The organism is Chitinimonas sp. BJB300 (genome assembly GCF_002735695.1).
GTDB lineage: Bacteria > Pseudomonadota > Gammaproteobacteria > Burkholderiales > Chitinimonadaceae > Chitinimonas.
Genome location: NZ_PDZH01000030.1, coordinates 1 through 21,910 on the forward strand (window position 1 = coordinate 1; position 21,910 = coordinate 21,910).

General features: G+C 52.7%; 18 protein-coding genes and 3 tRNA genes. 12 read left to right on the forward strand and 9 right to left on the reverse strand.

Annotation, left to right across the window (positions count from 1 at the left end):
* The first annotated feature begins 325 nt into the window (after positions 1 to 325).
* Complete coding sequence (locus CSQ89_RS07135) at positions 326 to 1,036, forward strand: phosphatase PAP2 family protein (RefSeq protein ID WP_099405487.1); 711 nt, start codon at positions 326 to 328, stop codon at positions 1,034 to 1,036.
* 8 nt (positions 1,037 to 1,044) lie between these two features.
* Here CSQ89_RS07135 and CSQ89_RS07140 read toward each other — a convergent pair whose 3' ends face one another.
* Positions 1,045 to 1,977 (reverse strand): LysR family transcriptional regulator, encoded by a 933-nt coding sequence (locus CSQ89_RS07140; protein WP_099405488.1) that lies wholly within the window; start codon positions 1,975 to 1,977, stop codon positions 1,045 to 1,047.
* 76 nt (positions 1,978 to 2,053) lie between these two features.
* On the opposite strand from CSQ89_RS07140, the gene CSQ89_RS07145 reads away from it, so the two are divergent.
* From CSQ89_RS07145 to CSQ89_RS07170, 7 genes are all read left to right on the forward strand, one after another.
* The gene (locus CSQ89_RS07145) at positions 2,054 to 2,995 is read left to right on the forward strand and encodes an NADP-dependent oxidoreductase (protein ID WP_099405489.1); all 942 of its coding nucleotides are present in this window, start codon (positions 2,054 to 2,056) and stop codon (positions 2,993 to 2,995) included.
* Between the two features lie 70 nt (positions 2,996 to 3,065).
* Complete coding sequence (locus tag CSQ89_RS07150) at positions 3,066 to 3,635, forward strand: isochorismatase family protein (RefSeq protein WP_099405490.1); 570 nt, start codon at positions 3,066 to 3,068, stop codon at positions 3,633 to 3,635.
* Between the two features lie 737 nt (positions 3,636 to 4,372).
* Complete coding sequence (locus tag CSQ89_RS22860) at positions 4,373 to 4,510, forward strand: hypothetical protein (RefSeq protein WP_186293349.1); 138 nt, start codon at positions 4,373 to 4,375, stop codon at positions 4,508 to 4,510.
* 316 nt (positions 4,511 to 4,826) lie between these two features.
* Complete coding sequence (locus CSQ89_RS07155; RefSeq protein WP_099405491.1) at positions 4,827 to 5,342, forward strand: peroxiredoxin; 516 nt, start codon at positions 4,827 to 4,829, stop codon at positions 5,340 to 5,342.
* Positions 5,343 to 5,345: 3 nt separating this feature from the next.
* Positions 5,346 to 5,759 carry a DUF2721 domain-containing protein gene (locus CSQ89_RS07160; protein WP_233202980.1) on the forward strand — a complete coding sequence of 138 codons (414 nt, stop codon included), beginning with the start codon at positions 5,346 to 5,348 and terminating at the stop codon, positions 5,757 to 5,759.
* An 89-nt stretch (positions 5,760 to 5,848) separates the two neighbouring features.
* Positions 5,849 to 7,363, forward strand: a complete 1,515-nt coding sequence (locus tag CSQ89_RS07165) for a serine/threonine-protein kinase (RefSeq protein ID WP_099405492.1) — start codon at positions 5,849 to 5,851, stop codon at positions 7,361 to 7,363.
* Between the two features lie 76 nt (positions 7,364 to 7,439).
* Entirely contained in the window at positions 7,440 to 8,312 is an 873-nt protein-coding gene (locus CSQ89_RS07170; RefSeq protein ID WP_099405493.1) for a CheR family methyltransferase, read from the forward strand.
* Positions 8,313 to 9,015: 703 nt separating this feature from the next.
* Here the strand turns inward: CSQ89_RS07170 and CSQ89_RS07180 are convergent.
* The 8 genes from CSQ89_RS07180 to CSQ89_RS07215 all read right to left on the reverse strand — a co-directional run bounded on the left by CSQ89_RS07180 (position 9,016) and on the right by CSQ89_RS07215 (position 17,531).
* Positions 9,016 to 10,827: a peptidylprolyl isomerase gene (locus CSQ89_RS07180; protein WP_099405494.1), complete on the reverse strand. Its 1,812-nt coding sequence runs from the start codon at positions 10,825 to 10,827 to the stop codon at positions 9,016 to 9,018.
* Between the two features lie 92 nt (positions 10,828 to 10,919).
* Positions 10,920 to 10,996 (reverse strand) — tRNA-Asp (locus CSQ89_RS07185).
* 62 nt (positions 10,997 to 11,058) lie between these two features.
* Positions 11,059 to 11,134: transfer RNA gene (locus tag CSQ89_RS07190), tRNA-Val, on the reverse strand.
* 229 nt (positions 11,135 to 11,363) lie between these two features.
* Positions 11,364 to 13,787, reverse strand: a complete 2,424-nt coding sequence (gene lon, locus CSQ89_RS07195) for an endopeptidase La (protein WP_099405495.1) — start codon at positions 13,785 to 13,787, stop codon at positions 11,364 to 11,366.
* 165 nt (positions 13,788 to 13,952) lie between these two features.
* Entirely contained in the window at positions 13,953 to 15,224 is a 1,272-nt protein-coding gene (gene clpX, locus CSQ89_RS07200; protein WP_099405496.1) for an ATP-dependent Clp protease ATP-binding subunit ClpX, read from the reverse strand.
* 80 nt (positions 15,225 to 15,304) lie between these two features.
* Entirely contained in the window at positions 15,305 to 15,952 is a 648-nt protein-coding gene (gene clpP, locus CSQ89_RS07205; RefSeq protein ID WP_099405497.1) for an ATP-dependent Clp endopeptidase proteolytic subunit ClpP, read from the reverse strand.
* A 115-nt stretch (positions 15,953 to 16,067) separates the two neighbouring features.
* A complete protein-coding gene (gene tig, locus CSQ89_RS07210) occupies positions 16,068 to 17,375 on the reverse strand; it encodes a trigger factor (RefSeq protein WP_099405498.1) in 1,308 nt (435 codons plus the stop codon).
* A 71-nt stretch (positions 17,376 to 17,446) separates the two neighbouring features.
* Positions 17,447 to 17,531, reverse strand: a tRNA-Leu gene (locus CSQ89_RS07215).
* A gap of 283 nt (positions 17,532 to 17,814) precedes the next feature.
* On the opposite strand from CSQ89_RS07215, the gene gspL reads away from it, so the two are divergent.
* From gspL to gltX, 4 genes are all read left to right on the forward strand, one after another.
* Positions 17,815 to 18,984, forward strand: coding sequence for a type II secretion system protein GspL (gene gspL / locus CSQ89_RS07220; RefSeq protein WP_158228931.1), 1,170 nt, complete (start codon positions 17,815 to 17,817; stop codon positions 18,982 to 18,984).
* A 6-nt stretch (positions 18,985 to 18,990) separates the two neighbouring features.
* Positions 18,991 to 19,449, forward strand: a complete 459-nt coding sequence (gene gspM / locus CSQ89_RS07225; RefSeq protein WP_099405500.1) for a type II secretion system protein GspM — start codon at positions 18,991 to 18,993, stop codon at positions 19,447 to 19,449.
* Positions 19,446 to 20,186: a type II secretion system protein N gene (gspN, locus tag CSQ89_RS07230; RefSeq protein ID WP_099405501.1), complete on the forward strand. Its 741-nt coding sequence runs from the start codon at positions 19,446 to 19,448 to the stop codon at positions 20,184 to 20,186. The genes gspM and gspN overlap by 4 nt, the downstream gene beginning before the upstream one ends.
* A 69-nt stretch (positions 20,187 to 20,255) precedes the next feature.
* A complete protein-coding gene (gltX, locus tag CSQ89_RS07235) occupies positions 20,256 to 21,650 on the forward strand; it encodes a glutamate--tRNA ligase (protein WP_099405502.1) in 1,395 nt (464 codons plus the stop codon).
* The last annotated feature ends 260 nt before the right edge of the window (positions 21,651 to 21,910 follow it).

Genomic DNA, 21,910 nt, shown 5'->3' on the forward strand with positions numbered 1-21,910 from the left:
GCTCAAGCAAGCGACCAAAGCCCATATGGAGATGTTGGAAAACACCCCGGAACGAGTGTGCTCCTATTTCGAAGACCCCAGGATCAAGTACGCCGCCTGATCAATACTTAGTTGCCGGGTGAATAGAACCTGTCTAGAGTCTCGGGAGCTAGGGCAAGATAAAGCGCAAACAGCCGAGGAAGCGGCGTTTACAAGTGGTAATTGCGCATTCCGAGGATGTTTTCAACGCCCTATTGCTGACGCGTAGAAGACTATAGACAGGTTCTTAGCCCTGATGGGCATATATTGTCTTGGTTCATCGTCTTTGGTGTAGGAAAGGATTGAAATGGGCGCGACGGTAAGTCGACTTGAATTAGCCTGCATGGCGCTGACAGCTTTATTGCTACTACTGGTTTTCGAACTCACTCCTTTGGATGTCTGGTTGGCTGATCCGTATTACCAAGGAGGGCGCTTTATAGGTGTAGGCAATTGGTGGTTGGACGTGTTTAGTCATCACTGGGTGAAGCGATGTGTCATTTTCATCGCGGTGATCGTATGGCTTCGTATCGGCATGAGTTGGTTACACACAAGCTGGATGTTGGACAGACGCCGTTGGCTGACGGTAGGACTGGCTTTGTTGCTGGCCCCGACCGCCGTGTCGGTTATCAAGCACACCAGCGATCGGCATTGCCCTTGGGATTTTACCCGCTATGGCGGGACACTCCCCTATATGTCTTTGCTTGATAGCCCGCCAGCCAGCGCTCCACAAGGCCAGTGTTTTCCGGCTGGGCATGCGAGTACGGGCTTTGCATTGTTTGCTTTTGTGTTGTTTTGGCGAGGGCGCCAGCCACGTCGCGCTTGGCTGGTCTGGGTGGCGGCATTTAGCACAGGTATGGCATTAGGCTGGGGACAACAGCTGCGTGGGGCGCATTTCCTATCGCATACCCTCTGGTCCGCATGGGTATGTTGGGCAATGTGCCTGGTATTGTTTACCGTGTTACAACCCACTCGACCAAACAAGGCAGCGAATCTCATCCCGCAAAATGTACCGCTGTAGTTTCGATCTCACTTCAGTGACAGCCGTGCAGCCAAAAACTCTACCATTGCCCGCACGCTGGCCGTCTGCATACGCGTAGCCATAACAGCATGTACTGGTAGGGGCTTGAAAGACCAGTCAGGCAGCACCCGCACCAAGCGCTCGGCCTGAACGGCCTCACGCGCGAGCTTGTGCGACAACGCAGCAACACCCATCCCCCGCTCCGCCATCAGCCTGATCAAACCAGGGTTGTTGATACCAAGGCGGCCACGTACCCGTACTTCCAAAGAGTTTCCCTCGCGTTGCAGGCACCAACAACTGGCCTGCTGCGCACTCCCAATGGTGATGCACTCATGCTCGACCAGATCAGCTGGCTGCTGAGGATGCCCGTGCAATGCCAAGTAAGCAGGCGCCGCAAAGAGAAACTGTTCGACAGCCCCTAAGCGCCTTACCACGAGTTGATCACCTACTACCTCGCCCAAGCGTATGGCAACGTCCACATGCTCAGTAATCAGGTCGCTTCGACGTGGGGACAGATCCAAATCCAGGCTGATACCTGGGTACATACGGATAAAGTCAGGCAGCAATGGACCGATGTAATTTAGTCCCAAATCGACCGGCATTGACAAACGCACATGGCCTACCGGACGTTGGGTGGTTTCCCTCAGGGCCTCCTGCGCCAACCTTGCTTCATCCACCAAGTGTGCACAACGCTCAAAGTAACGTACCCCCGCCTCGCTGAGCGCCACATTTCGCGTCGTGCGGTCCAACAGGCGCACGCCAAAATTGCGCTCCATGGCGGCAATACGCCGCGATAGCGTAGCCCCCGGTACCCCTAGTTTGAAGCTGGCGCGGCTGAAGCTGCCAGTGCGCGCCACTTCGACAAACAAAGCCATATCGTGCAATGCAGATAGGTTATCCATAGCGGTCAATTTTTCCATTAATGGAAAAATATTATCCATTAATCTCTATTCAAACAAATTATGGACAAATATACCATTCTGTCATCACCAATCAGCGACCATAGAAAGACTCCCCATGAAGGCCATTCGAATCCATGCCTACGGCGATATCAACCAGATGCAACTGGAAGACGCCCCTATCCCAATGTGTGGTCCTGGCGATGTATTGGTACGTGTGGTGGCTGCTGGCATCAACCCGATCGACTGGAAGCTACGCAGTGGTGTCATGGCGGATAACCTTGCCAAAACGTTTCCATTTACCCTGGGCTCCGATGCCGCAGGCGTGGTGACAGCTGTAGGTGGCGCCGTCTCTGGTTTCTCGCCTGGCGACGAGGTCTTTTTCTACGCTGAGTTTGCCCGTGGTGGTACGTATGCTGAGTATTTAGCGGTGGAGGCGACACAGGTAGCACTCAAACCCCGCACCGTCTCGTTCGCCACGGCCGCCGCCTTACCAACACCAGGTCAAGCTGCCTGGACAGCACTGATAGAAGTAGCCCAATGCACGCAAGGCATGCGTGTACTGATTCACGGCGGTGCTGGTGCAGTTGGCAGCTTGGCTGTGCAGTTAGCCAAGCAACATGGGGCACATGTGACGGCTACGGCAGGCACTGCTGACTTGGCCTTGGTAAAAAGCCTGGGTGCTGACGAAGTAATTGATTACCGTACCCAGCGTTTTGAGCAAGTTGTCAAAAACATGGATGTTGTACTGGATACGCTGGGTGGTGTGACACAAGAAGCATCGTGGAGCACATTGCGCGCCGGCGGCCTATTGGTTGCCACGACGATGCCCCCCTCACCTGAACGCGCTGCCGCAGCCGGTGCCCACGGCACCTTTGTCTTTACACCCCCGCGCGGTGCAGTACTTGCGCAATTGGCCACCCTGGTGGATACAGGCCGTTTACGCATGCTGGTAGGACAGGAATTCACGCTGGCCGATGCCCCCCTAGCCCACCGTCTAGGCGAGACCGGCAAAGCACGCGGGAAAATGGTGCTGCATGTTTGCTCACCGGATGCTTGAACACTCAGTTTGATTTACTCACACCTACGCCACCCTTACTCGTTTCATCTCAACCGAAAAAGGTAACGCCATGCAACGTTTCAATCTTCAAGATACCGCAGTCATCCTGATTGACCATCAAGTCGGGACCAATACCTGGGCTGCCACAACACCCTTAGCCTTGTTGCAACGTAACGTGCTGATTCTTGCCAAGTTCGCCAAGGGCACCGGTTTGCCCGTCGTCTTGACGTCCAGCCAAGAGGCTAACGTCAACGTGCAAGGCCCTTTGATGCCTGAACTGCAAGACATCCTCCCCGAGGCATTTGCTGCACGCATCCAGCGCCAAGGCGTAGTCAACGCCTGGGACGACGAAGCGTTTGCCAATGCTTGCCGTACCACCGGCAAACGTAACTTTGTCATGGCTGGAGTAACCACCGATATCTGTATGGTTTCGCCTGCCATAAGCGCAGTGCAGGAAGGGTTCAACGTACAGGTTGTATGTGATGCCTGTGGGTCGTCGAACCAGATTGCTGAAGAAATGGCATGGCGGCGTATGGAACACGCCGGTGTGCGCTTGACCAGCACTGGCGCAATGGTAGCCGAACTAGTCAAAAATTGGGCCAGTCCAGCGGGCGCAGTAGCCTTTCCCTTGCTGACCTAACCCGTCACGCCCGCTAAGAACCTGTCTAAAGTCTCGTGCGCTAAAGCAAGACAAGGCGAAAACAATCGAGGAAACGGAGTTTACGCGTGGCAATTGATCATTCCGAGAACGTTTTCAGCGCCATATTGCCAACGTGCAGCAGACTTTAGATAGGTTCTTAGCGGCACATGCCGGTAAGCGTGCCATGCCGGCCTGACTTAAATCCACCAGCCTCAGCGAAACCCGAGGCGGCTCAAGTTATATATTTTCCAGCGCTTTGCAAAACCATACATCATCTCTCAACAGCATTGCCTAAGTAGAATATTTTATTTGTTACCTAATGATTTTCTTGGGGTATTGGCATTGTCTTACTCTAAAAATTCGCAAGGTCTATTGAGAAATAGTCGGGCCATAAATTGCACTCAATCTTCCCAAATCTCTGCCACCGTTATCGACCAGAATGAAGGCTGGTTGCAATACTCACGATGGCATACAACCCCATATATAACGCACTGCAACCCCCGTGGAGTTACTTATTATCTTGCTTCGATTTAATCGTACGTTACCTAGCTAGCGCGCGTCTGTCATTTAGCGTTGAAGCGCAAGGTTAAACGGGGTGATTTTTTGCACAATCTGACTATAAACCTGTTACAGAGAGGCGTTGGGGAACCAATCTGTTGGGGTGGGGCTACAGCCACCTTATGGCTGCGTTGATTTGAGGTTAGTCCCCATCTCAATTACCTACCCTAGGAGGCATCATGCCAGCAAAGAAATCTTCAGCCAAAAAGACAGCGCCAAAAGTTGCAGCTACAGCCGCACCAAAGGCCCCCCTCAGCGTAAAAAGCGTTGCAGCTTCTGATGTAGCGCAAGCTGATAAGAAAAAGGGGAAGAAGTAGCAGCAATACTTCAATTTGGCATAAGTAAAGCGCGCAATTCCTGCGCGCTTTTTTTATCCTTTACCTACCTCACCGCTCTCACTCTATAACCCATAGAAAAAAATCCAGGGAATTTACCGTCGAAATCTGTCTCACGGGGCACTAACTGCAGCAGCCTATCCCTAAAGAGCATAAGGCCATAATCTAATACTATGAAGCATAACTTGGTATCCTATGGTCATTCGGCGCTCTATGTTGCATGTAATGCATCAACTTGTAAGCAGGGTGAGTTCCAGCTCAACAACCACTACCAGCCTATGCACTTTATATATCTAGTATGAAATCACTTATTGTTTCCCTACTGTTTATCTGCAATCTGTTCGCCCAAGCAGCCGCGACGCCGGGGCAAGCTGCGCCTGCATTTAATCTTACCGACCAAACCGGCCAGAAGCGCACGAATGAACAGTTCATTGGTAAATGGCTGGTGCTATATTTTTATCCAAAGGCTGATACTCCGGGTTGTACCGAAGAGGCGTGCAGTTTCCGTGACGACATTATTCTCTTACGTGCATTGGGTGCAGAGATCGTCGGTATCAGTACTGATTCTCTCACCAGCATTCAGGCTTTTGGCCAAAAGCATCAACTACCCTTTACGCTGCTGTCCGACCCGGATGGCTCGACCGCTGCACGCTATGGCGCGTTATTGGATCTTGGCATCATGAAGTTCGCCAAACGGCACACTTTTTTGATCGACCCTCAAGGTCGCATCGTAAAGCGCTACACCGACGTAGATACCAAGACTTACGCTAAAACCATCATTACAGACTTACGCGCAATGACCGGAAAGCAATGAAATATGCATATGGAAATCAGTGTACCCGCACTTCTCTTCCCCGCTATCTCGCTGCTTTTATTGGCGTATACCAATCGTTTTCTTGGTCTCTCCAGCGTCATACGAAAACTGCACGAGGACTATAAAACCAATCCAGATGCGAAAATTCTTCGCCACATTGCCAACTTGCGCCGACGCGTAGCATTGATTAGAGGTATGCAAGCCGCCGGGGCAAGTGCCATGCTGCTCTGTGTGCTTTGCATGTTCTTGATTTTCTTTGACATGCAATCCGCAGCCCATATTGTATTTGGTATCAGCTTGTTCGCTATGCTTCTCTCACTCGGCGTATCGATCAGTGAAATAGGTATGTCGAGTGATGCGTTAAATATTCTGCTGGCCGATATCGAAGACGATTTGGCCAGCCACACAGCACGTTAATGCATGCAGGATTCAGTCCCTGCGGCCTCAAAAAATGACAATGGCGTACCTCAAGCATAGCAACCCGTATTGCAGGCTAGAATAGATAGATGGAAAAATTAGGTCACTACCGTATTAAGGAAACGTTAGGCGAAGGCGCGATGGGCGTCGTCTATCGTGCTGTGGATGAGCGACTGGACCGTACAGTCGCCATCAAGGTTCTGCGTCTGCACTTGAATATGGCCGAAAGAGCCGAATATGCTGCTCGTTTACAGCAAGAAGCGCGTTCAGCTGCACGGCTCAACCATGCTGGCATCATCACCATGTTCGACTGTGGGGACGAAAATGGCCACGCTTACCTCGCCATGGAGTTTGTCGAAGGAAAGACGTTACAGTCTTTATTGGATCAAGGTATACGCCTCCCCCTGAACCGTGTGTTGAAACTAGCAGACCAGCTGTTCGCCGCATTGGCATATGCGCACGAAAATGGCGTCGTCCATCGCGATATCAAACCCGCCAATCTAATGCTGAAAGCCGATGGCCGACTTAAGATCACTGACTTCGGCATTGCGCAACTTCCCACCAGTGACCTAACCCGCACGGGTACCATCGTTGGTACACCACGGCATATGGCGCCTGAACAAATAGAAGGCAAGAAGCTTGATGGTCGAGCCGACATATTTGCTGCAGGTATCGTGCTTTACGAAGTATTGACCGGAAAGCGGCCTTTTGATGGCGATCACATGGCCAGCATCGCCTATAAAATTTTACATGAAACACCTGCTGATATCCGTAGCTTCAGCCCCAACGTACCGGATTGGCTTGTAGATGTCGTAATGCGGTGTCTTGAGAAGGCCCCAGAGGCACGTTTTGCCACCGCCAAAGAAGCACGAGGCGCCTTACGCGATGTGCAGACAAGCAAGGCAGAAGCTGCACCACCACCGCCCAGTAAACCTACTGCGCCTGCCCCTGCACCAATTAAGAAACCGCAGATAGTCGATCCACCTACCAAAACACGCTCAAAGAATTATCTGTTACCCGTGGTTGCAGGCATTGCTGGCCTTATCGTCATCATCATAGGGTTCACATGGCTTCGTCACGACACCAAGCCGAAAACTATTCCTATCGATACTCCAGTCAGTAAAGTGACTGCCCCAGCAGTAACGCCACCAGCACCGACGCCAACACCAACACCAACATCGGTAGCAGACGAACAGCCTCCGCAACCAACCACCACGCCGGCCACAGAACCCGAACCCGATTCTGAGGCCACGCCCAACCTGAACGAAATACTCAATAGCGAACCCGAGAAAAAAGAAACCGAAACAGCAGCGACTACATCGACGCCTACACGTACACCTATTGCCAAACCGATAAGGCAAAACAACCGGCCTTCACCGAATGAAAAACGTAGATCCAAACCAGTAAATATTGAACCCAGACGCGAAGAACCACCTATCGCTCATCCACAGCCGAAGCCCAACCCTGTAGCGGCACCTGCAAAGTCAGCCGAACCACCCGCTCCTCAGAAAAAGGAGGACGGCAGTCTCTGGCAAAAAATTACCGGATGCGACAGCAATGGGCGCTGCCCAACATCCAAGAAGCGCGAAACGCGCGACCGATAGACTAGGATAATACAAACTCACACTGCCGCAACCGATCGTAGATTGGCATCCCACAATCGGCTGCTAAGATAAATGTATGATAAAAGATCCGCGCCCCTCAGGCAGTGCGAACTTACCAAGCAATGCAGGTACTTCCAGCACAGCCAGCCGTGAATTCAAATTCACCCAGCAGGACTTCGAGCGTGTTAAGAAGTTGATCTACGACTATGCGGGAATTGCCTTAAACGACAGTAAACACGACATGGTTTACGGCCGCTTGGCCAAGCGTCTGCGTGCACACAATTTCAACACCTTTCAGGAATACTTGGTTTTGTTGGAACGGGGCAATGAAGCAGAGTGGGAAGCCTTTATTAACTCCCTTACCACCAACCTCACTTCTTTCTTTCGCGAAGCTCATCACTTCCCAGTTTTATTAGCCCATCTGCGGGCAAACAAATCCGTAGGCACACTGAATATCTGGTGCTCTGCTTCCTCTACGGGCGAAGAACCCTGGTCACTAGCCATTACTGCAGCCGAAGCATTTGATAGCCTTAGCCCACCCGTCAAAATCATCTCTACGGACTTGGATACCAGCGTACTCAAAACAGCGCAGGCAGGCATCTATAGCGCAGATAAGGTGGATAAACTTTCACCGCAGCAATTGAGTAAATTCTTCAACAAACGTAGTGATGGACAATTTGAGATTAAATCCGAATTGCGGGAGATCATGAGCTTTCGGCGTCAAAATCTCATTGAACCCAACTGGTCGATTCGAGGCCCACTCGACGCCATATTTTGCCGCAATGTGATGATCTATTTTGATCGCGCCACACAATTAAAGATTCTGGAACGCTTTGCCCCACTGCTGCGACCCAATGGACTACTCTTTGTAGGACACTCTGAGAATCTCTACCATGCGGTGCATCTATTCAAGCTTCAGGGGAAAACAGTCTACGTCCTGGCGAAATAACAGATTCATTACTGCACGTAGATCGGCATAGGGGCGACCAGATGTTCTGGCCGACCCCTGCCACACCACCCGGCATGCGGGTCCGCACCGGGCGGTTGGAGCAGTTGAGGTCAATCTGCCTCCAATTGATGCACATCGCCCGGTTTCGCTGATCCAGACTCGCCACCACTATTTGTCTCGCTGCCAGGCCGGTTAAGGCTTCTCCTCTTCCAAGCGCATTTGGCGAGCTTCGCTCTCGCGAACATCTGAGACGCCACAGCAACGAGAGTCAAGAGGCTACACCTCCTACTCCTTCGGCACTTCGCCCCATACAGGCAGCTACTATGGCCTCTGCTGACTTCTCGCTCCGGCTCGACACCGTCGCCCTTTCAGGCATAAGGCGAGATCTCCCCAGGTAAGAACGCACTCCTTCACCGCACAACCGCCGGATTTACGCCGCCTTGCCTTGATCACGAGAGCTTCGCGGAGTCATGCCCGCTCGCCCTGCTCGGCAGCGCCTTCTATCCGGTTCTTGTCCATCGGCTCGCGGTTTACGATCCACGCTTCCTTCCCACGCTCGGTCGCCCTCACGCAGTTGCGCTTCACTTCGTTCGCTGTGATCAACTTACGGCGAGACTTCCACCCGCAGGAGTGCGCCCATGCTGGGCGCACAAAAACAAAAAGGCACCACTTCAGGTGCCTTTTGTTCTCAACACATGAATAATCAAGGCTTCTCGACCTTGTGCTGTTCACGCAACTTCTGCAAATAAGCAGCCAACTCCATCTGAGCGCCAGCACTACTAATACTGCCCGCCAAACCTTCACGCATTCCGGCTTCCAATGGCGAGGCACCAGCAGCTGTCGCCACTCGATAGAGCGTAAATCCAGCTGGCGATTCCAACCCGGCAAATGCCGACGCTTTCTCTTTAACAGATGCCGCAAAAATAGCGTTCAAGTCAGCTTTGGCTAATCCTTGTGGCTGCAAACGGCTCAATGTTCTCGCTGCTTGCCAAGCCAGTGAAACCGTCTCTCCTTTTTGAAGCGAAACCAGTGCTTTTTTGCCTTCTTCCAAGGCTTTGGCCTTCGCCCGATCCATCTTCAATTGCTCCGCAATTTTTCCGGAAACCTCCGCCAAAGCCTGTAACTTGGCAGGCTCATGCTGTACCACACGCGCCGCCAACAACGTACCAGGTTTCAGTTCAATAGCCTCGGTATTGTGCTTTTTATTCAAAACATCATCGGCAAACACCGCTTCCCGTACCTTTGCATCACCCAATATGCCGTCGGTAACTGCATCTTTGGTGAGCCAGTCACTCTCATTCATTGTCAACTTGAAAGCATCTGCTGCCGGCTTGAGGCTATCCGCTTGCTGATAAACCAAATCGGAAAACTGTTCACGAGCCTGCTCGAAACGTTTCTGCGCCATTTCCTGCTTAAGGCGCTGCTCAACCAATGACTTCACTTCATCAAACGACTTGACCCGAATATCGTCGAGCATCAGCACGTGGTAACCGTATTCGGTTTCAATCACGCCACTAAGCTCACCTTTGGCCAACTTGAATGCAGCCTCTTCAAAAGGCTTTACCATGGCGCCATGGCCAAAATACCCGAGGTCCCCCCCCTGAGGCGCAGAACCAGGATCTTGTGACTTCTGCTTAGCCAACTCAGCAAAACCAGCCGGGTTCTGTTTTAGTTGAGCTAACAATAATTCTGCCGTCTTTTTAGCAGCGGTACGTTGCGCTGCCGATGCTTTGGCATCAGCACTAATCAGAATGTGTCGTACCTTGCGCTCTTCTGGCGCCAGCTCTTTCCTATTTGCTTCGTAATACGCACGCACCTTGTCTGCATCCACAGGCAAAGCAGCAGCCATTTCATCACGAGATAAAACCACGTAAGCGACCTTGACTCGCTCAGGTAAGCTGAACTCACGCTGATTAGCCTCGTAATACTGCTTAATATCCGGTTCAGACACGCTGATCTGCCCAGCATAAGCAGCCGGTGAGAACTGGAAGCTAGCTACTTCACGTGACTCCGCCAAAGCGTTCACTATGCGTTCTGCAGCAAGTTGGGAACCAAACCCACTCACTCCGACAGCGCCAGCCAATAACTGCAGGCGTAAATCATCACGTAGCCGCGATTCAAACTGCTCAACAGTCATTTGACGTGCAGCCAGTAAGCTTTTGTACCGCTCTACACTAAACTGACCATTTTCCTTGAAAGCATCAATTGCCATGATCTGCTCGCGCAACTGCGTATCACTGGCAATAACGTGACGGCTTCCGGCCTCACTTAGCAATACCTGACGCTGTACCAAGTCTTGCAACAACTGAGCTTTATTTGCCGCAGCCAATGGCTCCCCGCCAGAAGCCATTGCTAAATCACGCTCAGTGATCTTCACGCCATTCACTTTAGCCAAATAGGGTTCGCCAATGGTAGCGCTATAGCCGGCTACGCCACCGCCAACCAGCAGCCCAACACCAACAAGGCCGAGCGCAACGGCCACCAAGGTTCGATTGTTCTGTACAAATTCAAACATCGGAAACGCATCTCCGCGCCTAAATTGGCGCCAGGTTGGATAAGCCGAAAGGCAAAAAAAAAGGGCGAACTTTACAGTTCACCCTTTTTGTCTGGCGGAGCGGACGGGACTCGAACCCGCGACCCCCGGCGTGACAGGCCGGTATTCTAACCAACTGAACTACCGCTCCAGATTCGGTACTACGCCCGAGTGAGTGGCTATTAAAGCAATCGAATCGGTCGTTTTTATAACTGGTGGGTGGTGACGGGTTCGAACCGCCGACATTCTGCGTGTAAGGCAGACGCTCTACCAACTGAGCTAACCACCCATTGCTGCTTTAATATAAGCAAAACAAGGGTCGAATTAATTCGAAACACATCAATCCGACAAGACGACTACTATACCGCAGCTTTTAGCCATTTGCCAACAAGAAATCTAAATTTTTAGCAAAGTTTTGATTACACACGGCAGGCTGGCTCTGGCTTACAGCCTATTCGCTCAAACAATAGCGGCAGAGAGCGCTAAACTCTCCACCGCGTCCTGGTACTGCAAACTCACTAATGCTTTGTTAGTACCGTAGCGCCCGCTGCCGGGGGCGTAACTGCTTCTACCACTGGCGCAGCAGCCCCCACTTCTGCGGAATGTGGGACTGGCTGACGCTCTAAAGCCAATGTCAGCACTTGATCTATCCACTTCACGGGATGAATTTCCAGCTTTTGCTTAATATTGTCCGGAATTTCCACCAGATCCTTCATGTTGCCATCAGGGATAAGCACATGCTTGATGCCACCGCGGTGTGCTGCCAGCAGCTTTTCCTTCAAGCCGCCAATCGGCAATACTTCGCCACGCAAGGTGATTTCCCCGGTCATTGCAACATCTGCCCTCACTGGTATGCCAGTGAGGATAGACACCATCGCGGTCGTGATGGCAATACCTGCCGAGGGGCCATCTTTTGGGGTTGCACCTTCAGGTAGATGGATATGGATATCGTGCTTCTGATAAAAGTCGATATCCACACCCAAGCTGGCAGCTCGACTACGCACCACTGATAAAGCAGCCTGGATGGATTCTTGCATTACTTCTCCAAGCTTACCGGTGGTAATCATCTTGCCCTTACCAGGCAACGACACCGCTTCGATAGTCAACAGCTCTCCGCCCACTTCGGTCCAAGCCAAGCCGGTAACTTGGCCTATCTGATTGCTCTCTTCGGCCAAACCGTAGGTGTACTTGTGCACACTTAGATACTTTTCCAGATTCTTTGCGCTAACCGTTACTTTCTTCTCAGTAGGCTTGAGTAACAGCGCCTTGACCACCTTGCGGCAGATCTTCGCCACTTCGCGATCCAAACTACGCACACCAGCTTCACGCGTGTAGAAGCGGACAATGTCACGCAACGCGGTTTCCTGAATGACCAGCTCGTTTTCCTTCAGGCCATTTGCCTTCATCTGCTTTGGCACCAAATACTTCTGGGCGATATTGACCTTTTCGTCCTCCGTGTAACCCGCCAAGCGAATGATTTCCATCCGATCAAGCAAAGGTGCAGGGATATTCAGCGAGTTGGCGGTAGCCACGAACATCACGTCGGATAGGTCGTATTCCACTTCGATGTAGTGATCGACAAAGTTTTGATTCTGTTCTGGATCAAGAACCTCAAGCAGTGCCGAAGACGGATCACCGCGGAAGTCCTGGCCCATTTTGTCAACTTCATCGAGCAGGAATAACGGATTTTTTACGCCCGCTTTCGTCATGCTTTGCAGAATCTTACCGGGCATGGAGCCGATATACGTACGGCGGTGGCCACGAATCTCAGCCTCATCGCGCACGCCACCAAGTGCCATGCGAATGAACTTACGGTTTGTCGCGCGCGCTATCGACTGCCCCAATGAAGTCTTACCCACGCCGGGTGGCCCTACTAGGCACAGAATTGGCGCCTTCAGCTTATCTACACGCTGTTGCACAGCGAGATACTCAACAATACGTTCCTTGACCTTTTCCAAGCCGTAGTGGTCTTCTTCCAGTACCAGATCGGCACCAGCCAAGTCCTGGCTGATCTTGGTTTTTTTCTTCCAAGGCAGACCAATCAATGTATCGATGTAGTTGCGAACCACCGTAGCTTCAGCTGACATCGGTGACATCATCTTCAACTTCTTCAGCTCAGCTTCGGCCTTGACCTTGGCTTCCTTAGGCAAACCTGCCGACTTGAGCTTCTTTTCCAGCTCATCCAGTTCGGCACCCTCTTCGTTCTCACCCAACTCCTTCTGTATCGCTTTGACCTGCTCGTTCAGATAGTACTCGCGCTGGCTCTTCTCCATCTGCCGCTTGACCCGGCCACGGATACGCTTTTCAACCTGCAAAATATCGAGCTCAGCCTCAAGCTGCTTAAGCAGATGTTCCAAGCGCTCGCCCACATTGAACATTTCCAGGATGTCTTGTTTCTGCTCCAACTTGAGGGGCAGATGGGCAGCAATCGTGTCCGCCAAGCGGCCAGCACGCTCAATTCCTGCCAACGATGTCAGTACCTCAGGCGGGATTTTCTTATTCAACTTTACAAACTGGTCAAATTGCCCCAACAAGGCACGCCGCATCGCTTCAGTTTCAGTGTCCTCAGCTGCATCCATGGGTACAGGATGCGCAGTGGCTGTAAAGAAGCCTTCGTGCTCCTGAATCTCGTCCACCAGCGCGCGCTGGGTACCTTCCACAAGTACCTTCACGGTTCCATCCGGCAACTTGAGCATTTGCAAGATGGTGGCAACAGTACCAATATCGTACATGTCACCTGCTGATGGTTCGTCCTTAGCGGCGTTTTTCTGGGCTAGCAACAAAATCTGCTTACCCGCTTCCATCGCGGTTTCTAACGCGCGAATAGACTTGGGCCGGCCAACAAACAAGGGGATGACCATATAGGGAAAGACCACAACATCACGCAGCGGAAGCAACGGTAAGTCAATGGCATGAGAAGGTAATTCAGCGTGCTGGGACATAAATGGCATCCAGTGCGATAGTCGATGGCTGGAAGATGGGGTGTAGTAGGCACATTTCAATTGCCTACATGACCATATTCACCGAAATAGGATCAGTATGGCAATAAAACTGCGCAAAAAAGGAAACCGCCCAAGGCGGTTTCTTTTCACAAAACAGGGGCAAGCTCAAGCAGCCTGTACTTGCTGGGGATCAGCATGAACCATAATTGGCTGCCCCCCGTTCTCGATCACATTTTCATCAATGACCACTTTCTGCACATTCTCCTGCGAAGGCAGCTCATACATTGTTTCCAACAACGCGCCCTCGATAATGGAGCGCAAACCACGTGCACCGGTCTTTCGAACGAGCGCTTTACGGGCAATCGCCACCAAAGCTTCTGGCCGGACTTCCAGCTCGGCCCCTTCCAACTCAAACAATTTCTGATATTGCTTAACCAGAGAATTCTTCGGCTCAATAAGAATCGTCACCAAGGCAGCCTCATCCAGCTCATCCAAGGTTGCGACCACAGGCAAGCGGCCAACAAATTCCGGAATCAGGCCAAACTTGATCAAATCTTCCGGTTCTGTCTCCCGCAAGGTCTTGCCTACGCTCTTACTTTCATCCTTGGAGTGGACAGAAGCACCGAAGCCTATCCCACCCTTCTGTGAGCGCTGGCGAATAACATTAGCCAAGCCATCAAAAGCACCACCACAGATAAACAAGATATTGGTGGTATCAACCTGCAGAAATTCCTGGTTAGGGTGCTTACGACCGCCGGAGGGTGGAATCGATGCAACTGTACCTTCAATCAGCTTCAACAAGGCCTGCTGCACGCCTTCGCCCGATACATCGCGGGTAATAGATGGATTATCCGACTTACGTGAAATCTTATCGATCTCATCGATATAAATAATGCCGCGCTGCGCCTTCTCAATGTCCCAATCGCACTTTTGCAAGAGCTTGGAAACAATGTTCTCCACATCCTCTCCGACGTAGCCTGCTTCTGTAAGCGTAGTAGCATCCGCCATCACGAAAGGCACATCAAGGAGGCGCGCCAACGTCTGAGCAAGCAAAGTCTTGCCAGAACCCGTTGGGCCAATCAGCAAGATATTGGATTTTGCCAACTCAACGTCACCGGCCTTGGCAGCCGGATTAGCCAAGCGCTTATAGTGGTTGTATACGGCAACAGCCAACGATTTCTTTGCTTTGTCCTGACCAATTACATATTGATCAAGCGACTCCCGAATCTCAGCCGGCGTAAGAAGTTTGCCTGTCGTACCCGTCTTGGCTGCCGTTGTACTGCCGGCGCCAGACTGCAACTCCTCACGGATAATATCGTTGCACAGCTCAATACACTCGTCGCAAATAAATACCTGCGGACCTGCGATCAGCTTGCGTACTTCATGCTGGCTTTTGCCACAGAAGGAACAGTAAAGGAGTTTTTCTTTGTCAGTCATGGCAACCTCGCCATTGGAATGGTTGCTCGAGCAGCATCGGCTTTAGTGCAAGGGCCGGCAAACCGACCAGCCCTTACCTATCAAGCCAAAACGTCGCGCGAGGTAATTACCTTGTCGACCAAGCCATAAGCCTGGGCTTCATCAGCAGTCATGAAGTTATCGCGATCACTATCACGTGTTATTTCTTCCAGTGAACGGCCTGTATGTTCAGCCATCAATTTATTCAACCGTTCACGCAAGCTGAGAATGTACTTGGCATGAATTTCAATATCTGTGGCTTGCCCCTGGAAACCGCCCAAAGGCTGGTGAATCATTACTGTCGAGTTTGGCAAGGCATAACGTTTACCCTTAGTGCCCGCCTGTAACAAAAACGCCCCCATGCTAGCTGCCATCCCCACACACAAGGTGGACACATCCGGCTTGATGAACTGCATTGTGTCATAGATCGACATACCAGCCGAAATTGAACCACCCGGGCTGTTGATGTAGAGGAATATATCCTTATCAGGATTCTCTGACTCCAGAAACAACATCTGGGCAACAACAAGGTTAGCGGTGGCATCGTTAACCGGTCCCACCAAGAAAATGACACGCTCTTTCAAAAGACGTGAATAGATATCGTAAGCCCGCTCACCACGTCCGCTCTGTTCAATGACCATGGGCACATAGCCCAAGCCCTGCGGCTCAATGTGCGTCTTATTCCAATCAGCTTGGTTCCAGGTACTCATAATGTCCTGACGAATTAGGTAGCGATAGCAGAAATGACCAGGAAGCAAACGGGCCCGGCCGGCCTATACCCTAAGGTGAGGCGGACGAGCCCGTTTTCAATACTGCAAATAAGTCTTATGCAGCTTGCTGCTGACCCATCAACTCGTCGAAAGAAAGTTGCTTCTCAACGGTCTTGGCTTTAGCAAACACGAACTCGACCACATTGTCTTCCAAAGCCAGTGACTCCGGGCCCTCAAGACGATCACGACTGGCATAGTACCATTTGACCACTTCTTCAGGGTGCTCATAGCTTTCTGCGAACTCAGCTACGATAGCCTTAACTTGCTCCGGCTTGGCTTCCAGCCCATTGGCGCGCACTACTTCAGCAAGGATGAGTCCTAAGCTAACGCGACGCTTCGCCTGCTCTTCAAACAAATCAGGCGGCAATGGCATATTCTTGGGGTCAAAACCGCGTTGTTTCATCTCTTCGCGAGCCTGATCAGCCAACCGTTCGATCTCAACACCAATCAGTGACTTAGGCACATCAATCGGCGTTACATCCAACAACGCTTGCATGACGGTTTCTTTAGCGCGTGCAGTCAGGCGACGCTTCACCTCACGCTCAACATTCTTACGAATTTCAGCTTGCAGCTTGCTTACGTCACCATCTTCAATGCCCATGGCCTTGGAAAAGTCCGCATCAACGGCAGGCAAGGTGGCGCCAGCTACATTCTTAACCACTACCGTGAACTGTGCCGTCTTGCCCGCCACTTCCTTACCTTGATAGTCCTCGGGGAATACCAAGTCGAAAGTCTTGGTTTCGCCTTCTTTCATACCTACTACGGCACTATCAAACTCCGGCAGCATCTGACCTTCGCCAGCCATGAAGGCGTAGTTATCGCTGGAGCCGCCTTGAAAGGCGACACCATCAATCGTGCCCTTGAAATCGACAATAACGCGATCACCCTTCTGGGCAGCACGTTCAACGCGGTCAAACTTGGTGCGTTGCTTACGCAGAATCTCGATCGTCTTCTCGACTTCAACATCCGTAACAGTCAACACCGGGCGATCAAGCGCCTTATCAGATAAGTCACCCACTACTACTTCCGGGTAAATCTCAAACGTTGCAGCAAAAGCAAAGCTTTCGCCTTGAGCAGGCTTGCCTTCGAAGCGAGGATAGCCAGCAACACGGAGCTTCTGTTCTTGCACGGCCTTGGCAAAGGCAGTTTGCACCTGCTCACCCAGCACTTCTTCGCGAACTTGCAGGCCGTAACTGGCAGCCACCATCTTCATCGGGGCTTTACCTGGGCGGAAGCCCTGGATTTTAGCTGTCCGGGCTACACGCTTTAGGCGGGCTTCCACGGCGGATTCGATATCGGCAGCAGGGATGGCGATGTCGAGGCGGCGCTCGAGTTGGCTCAGCGTTTCCAGTTGTGCTTGCATGTGGATCGATCCTGTGTTGCGACATTCATGTCGTGAAATCGCCGGCAATTGCCGGCGATAGCTTTAAAACCTGGTGCGAGCGGAGAGACTCGAACTCTCACGCCTTGCGGCGCTGGAACCTAAATCCAGTGCGTCTACCAATTCCGCCACGCTCGCGCTTTCTCAACTAATCAAAATATTCACGAATAAATCGGCTCATGCCTTCTACCGCTACTGCAGGTAATTACCATGAACCAACGTTCGTCGTTTTGCAGTGAGTCGGCGATTATAGGGCAGACCGCACAAAAAAAACAAATCTAACCGATAATTTTCATTATTGCGCATCCTCGCAGCCCACCACTCTTTCCCAGCGCTTGGCGCGCCGCCATGTCACTGTGTCATACTGCCGCTCTGATTTTCCCCTCACATCTACTTAAACATTTGCCCGGTGCCTACCGCCGTGACTACGCTGCGACTATTTCCCAACGAATCCGCCTTACCGGCCAGCCTCACCACCGAAATTGAGTGGCGATTACTAGATGGCGTACATACACGTAGCGGCTACAGCACGGTCGAGCAACTGCCTGCGGCGGAACGTATTGAGCTTTTCCTGCCGCCTGCACGCGTCTTGCGAACGGTCGTCAACTTACCGGCCAGCGCCCGCAAGCAAGCGCGTAAATTATTACCTTTTGCGCTTGATCAAATTTTGCTGGGTGAGCCTACTGAGCAACACTTGGCTTATGCCTTTGTCGATGAGGAATGCCAGTTAGCCGCCGTTCAGCGAAATGTATTGGCTGAACTGCTCAACACACTTAGCCAGGCGGGCCGCCGACCTCGGGCAAGCTGGTCTGCCGACATGCTGGTGCCCGCCGATGGCAGTGTATTGCTTTGGTGTGGCAATGGCTGGGCCCGCAGGGAAGGAGCCGGCGCACAGTGGTTTGATGCCCCCTCCCCAACCCAGCCGCCGGCGCTTTTGACCGCCAGCCTGGGCGAGCAACCTCCCTCTGCTTTAGCCATTTCGGCCGAACACGCCAGCGACCTCGACATGGCAGCCTGGCAGACGGCCCTCGGCGATGACCTACGCATCCTGGATCACGAAGATCCTTTGAGCCTTCCGATTCAACGGGACGCGATAGACTTGATGCAAGGCGAATTTGCCAGCGGGCCGCAGTTGGATCTGGACTGGCCAAAGCTACGCGCCACCGCGTACTTGGCTGGTGCGGTGCTAGTACTGGCCACTGCCGCCTGGGCTGGTCAATGGTGGTCGTGGCGGGCCGAAGAAAAAGCCCTTAAACACGAAATGAATAGCGCCTTCCTCGCCGCATTCCCGGGCACACCCATTGTTGATGCCCAGCTTCAACTACAAACCAAATTACAAGGCAAGACAGACACTACTGCCCCCGTCAACGATGCGGCATTGGCCAAACTGCTGACCCTGGCACCACGGTTCACCACTAATGCCGATATCAAACTGGTCGGCCTGAGCTATCTGGAGGGTCGCATCAGTGCGGAATACCAGACCAAGCCCGACCAGATTGCCGGCTTGGTGCAAAGCCTACAGTCCCTCGGTAAGGTGGAAACCACCAACACTACCCCTGGCCATGTACGCCTAACCCTTACCCCTAAGTAAGCCTCCATGAACGCAGCCCTTAGCCCCCTGATCGAATATTGGAAGCAGCGTAACAGTCGCGAGCAACTGATTTTATTATTCGGCGCAGGCATATTACTGCTGGCCTTGCTGTACTCGGTAGTCATCTACCCTATCGCAACTGACCGCGCCCGCCTGGAGAAAAGCCTGCCAGCATTGCGCGCCGACACAGCTCGTTTCGGCCGTGACCTAGCCTTAGCCACCGGAAAAAACAGCGGCCAAAAAACAGACTTGGCTGGGTTAGCTACCGCTGCAGGCCTACCAAAAGATGCACTTCGCCTAAACGGCAGCAAACAAGCAAGCCTGCATGCCAAAGCCACCGCTTGGCCAACCATTACGAAGCTGCTGGCGGATGCACAGACACAAGGCTGGGCATTGAAAATGCTGCAGGTGAATTCACCCGACGGCGATGCCACGGTAGATGTAGATGTGGAGTGGCAGCGATGAGGCGGCTGCATTGGAGTTGGTGGTTGGCGCTCTCGCTGCTGACCCTGCTGTTTATCTTTGTCCGCCTGCCTGCCAGCGTGTTTGGCAGCATCATTGCCGCAAAAACTGGGGATAAGTTTGTGTTGGCCGGCACCAGCGGAAGCATTTGGCAAGGGACAGGCCAACCTGTGGTGGAAGGACAAGCCCTGGCCGAGCAGCTTACTTGGCAGTGGCGGCCCAAGGACTTGCTTAAAGCCAGCCTTGGTTACGATCTGAAACTGGATGCCGGCCAGGCACAACTTAATATCGGCCTGGGTGGCATCAGCCTGCGCAATGCAGACCTCACCGTTGCAGCCAGCCCACTGTTCAAACTTGCCGAACGCACCCGGGCTTATGGGTTGACGGGGCAGCTTCGTCTAGCCACCGCCGAAATGCACTGGCCAACCCCACAAGCAGAAAGCCAACTCAGCATTGACTGGCGCGGCGCAGGCTCAAGCCTCGCACCCAGCGTGCCGGTTTTGGGGGACTATCGCATTGGCTTGACGCCTTCTGGCAAAGCTTGGCAATTGCAGTTGAGCACACTCAACGGCCAATTGGTCTTGAATGGCTCTGGCAAGTGGCAAGCCAGCGAGGGTTTGGCAGCCGATATAACGCTGCAAGCCGCCCCAGGTTCAGGCCCGGCCTTGGTCCCCTTCCTAAACCAAGTTGGTGCAGGTAGCCCGGAAGCCGAACGCCGCTTGCGCTTCAACTTCCGCTAGCCAACTCGCCGGCCGCAAGCCGGGCCGGGTAAAATACCTGCTTTCGTTATTCACACTTCCGGCCCCACGATGACTGTCCGCACCCGCTTTGCCCCCTCCCCCACCGGCCTCTTGCATATTGGCGGCGTACGTACTGCACTCTTCAGTTGGGCTTATGCCCGTAAAAACCAGGGAGTATTCGTACTGCGCATTGAAGATACCGACCTCGAGCGTTCCACCCCAGAATCGGTGCAAGCCATTCTGGACGGCATGCATTGGGTAGATCTGGGCTACGACGAAGGCCCTTTCTATCAAATGCAGCGCATGGCGCGCTACAAGGAAGTAATCCAGGAAATGCTGCAGGCTGGCACTGCTTATCACTGCTACACCAGCAAGGAAGAGTTGGACCAGATGCGTACCGAAGCCGAAGCCCGCGGCGAAAAGCCGCGTTACGATCGCCGCTGGCGGCCCGAGCGCGACAAGACACTTCCACCCGTACCGGATGGCGTGCAGCCCGTAGTGCGCTTTCGCAACCCTATCGATGGCGTTGTTGCCTGGGATGACGCGGTCAAGGGGCGCATTGAAATCGCCAACAGCGAACTCGATGACTTGATCATCGCCCGCCCCGATGGCACCCCCACCTACAACTTCTGCGTGGTGGTCGATGATTGGGACATGGGCATCAGCCATGTGGTTCGTGGCGACGACCATGTCAACAACACACCGCGTCAGATCAATATCCTGGCAGCGCTGGGCGCGCCGCTGCCGGTTTATGGGCACCTGCCCATGATCTTGAACGCCGACGGCCAAAAGATGAGCAAGCGCCGCGATGCAGTCAGCGTGGTCGACTATAGCGAGCAAGGCATCTTGCCGGAAGCGTTGCTGAACTACCTTGCGCGGTTGGGTTGGGGTCATGGTGACGACGAATTCTTCACCATGGCACAGTTTGTCGAGTGGTTCGACCTTAAAAACGTCAGCCCCAGCCCCTCGCGCTTCGACCGCGAAAAGATGCTGTGGATCAACCAACTGCACATGAAGGTTGCTGATAATGGCCGACTGGCCAACTTGACCCAACCGTTTCTGAACAAGCTAGGCTGCAATACCAACCAAGGCCCCGCCCTGGCTGATGTGATTGCCCTCTTGAAAGAACGCGTCACTAACCTGGTTGATCTGGCCCAACAAGCGGCTTACTTCTACCGCCACGATAGCGCACCTGCCGAACTGGCCGCCCAACATCTGACTGAAGAAGCACGTGCCCGCCTGGGTCGCTTTCAAGCCGTATTGGCCGATACGGCATGGGAAGCATCTGCTTTATCCGCAGCAATCAAAACTTTCGTGACCAGCGAAGGTGTCAAGATGCCATTGGTGGGCATGCCATTACGTGCCGCCGTATGCGGTACCACACAGACACCATCCATTGATCTTGTGTTGATGCTGCTGGGTAAGGAAGAAGTGCTCAAACGTCTGAAGCACACCCTCGCCTAGCCAGCAATCGCTCCTGCTTTTTTGTCGGAGATGCAACAAGCCACCGTACGGTGGCTTGTTTGTTTTCTGGCGGGACCAAACACCAGCAATTGCTTGCTAATTAACTTGGCGTAGCAAGCCCGATAACACCGATACAGCTGTTACATTTCACCGCAAAGATAAAACCAAGGCGCCGTACGACCCTTCTTGCCAGGAGAAAAAGGTACCAATAGGCTGCTATGCTAGTGAAAAGGCGTATTTATGCCGGCCACTGCCCCCAA

Bases quoted from the DNA above. Each gene is read 5' to 3' on its own strand.
- CSQ89_RS07135 (WP_099405487.1), top strand. From the start codon at position 326: ATGGGCGCGACGGTAAGTCGACTTGAATTAGCCTGCATGGCGCTGACA.
- CSQ89_RS07140 (WP_099405488.1), bottom strand. From the start codon at position 1,977: ATGGATAATATTTTTCCATTAATGGAAAAATTGACCGCTATGGATAAC.
- CSQ89_RS07145 (WP_099405489.1), top strand. From the start codon at position 2,054: ATGAAGGCCATTCGAATCCATGCCTACGGCGATATCAACCAGATGCAA.
- CSQ89_RS07150 (WP_099405490.1), top strand. From the start codon at position 3,066: ATGCAACGTTTCAATCTTCAAGATACCGCAGTCATCCTGATTGACCAT.
- CSQ89_RS22860 (WP_186293349.1), top strand. From the start codon at position 4,373: ATGCCAGCAAAGAAATCTTCAGCCAAAAAGACAGCGCCAAAAGTTGCA.
- CSQ89_RS07155 (WP_099405491.1), top strand. From the start codon at position 4,827: ATGAAATCACTTATTGTTTCCCTACTGTTTATCTGCAATCTGTTCGCC.
- CSQ89_RS07160 (WP_233202980.1), top strand. From the start codon at position 5,346: ATGCATATGGAAATCAGTGTACCCGCACTTCTCTTCCCCGCTATCTCG.
- CSQ89_RS07165 (WP_099405492.1), top strand. From the start codon at position 5,849: ATGGAAAAATTAGGTCACTACCGTATTAAGGAAACGTTAGGCGAAGGC.
- CSQ89_RS07170 (WP_099405493.1), top strand. From the start codon at position 7,440: ATGATAAAAGATCCGCGCCCCTCAGGCAGTGCGAACTTACCAAGCAAT.
- CSQ89_RS07180 (WP_099405494.1), bottom strand. From the start codon at position 10,827: ATGTTTGAATTTGTACAGAACAATCGAACCTTGGTGGCCGTTGCGCTC.
- lon (WP_099405495.1), bottom strand. From the start codon at position 13,787: ATGTCCCAGCACGCTGAATTACCTTCTCATGCCATTGACTTACCGTTG.
- clpX (WP_099405496.1), bottom strand. From the start codon at position 15,224: ATGACTGACAAAGAAAAACTCCTTTACTGTTCCTTCTGTGGCAAAAGC.
- clpP (WP_099405497.1), bottom strand. From the start codon at position 15,952: ATGAGTACCTGGAACCAAGCTGATTGGAATAAGACGCACATTGAGCCG.
- tig (WP_099405498.1), bottom strand. From the start codon at position 17,375: ATGCAAGCACAACTGGAAACGCTGAGCCAACTCGAGCGCCGCCTCGAC.
- gspM (WP_099405500.1), top strand. From the start codon at position 18,991: ATGAACGCAGCCCTTAGCCCCCTGATCGAATATTGGAAGCAGCGTAAC.
- gspN (WP_099405501.1), top strand. From the start codon at position 19,446: ATGAGGCGGCTGCATTGGAGTTGGTGGTTGGCGCTCTCGCTGCTGACC.
- gltX (WP_099405502.1), top strand. From the start codon at position 20,256: ATGACTGTCCGCACCCGCTTTGCCCCCTCCCCCACCGGCCTCTTGCAT.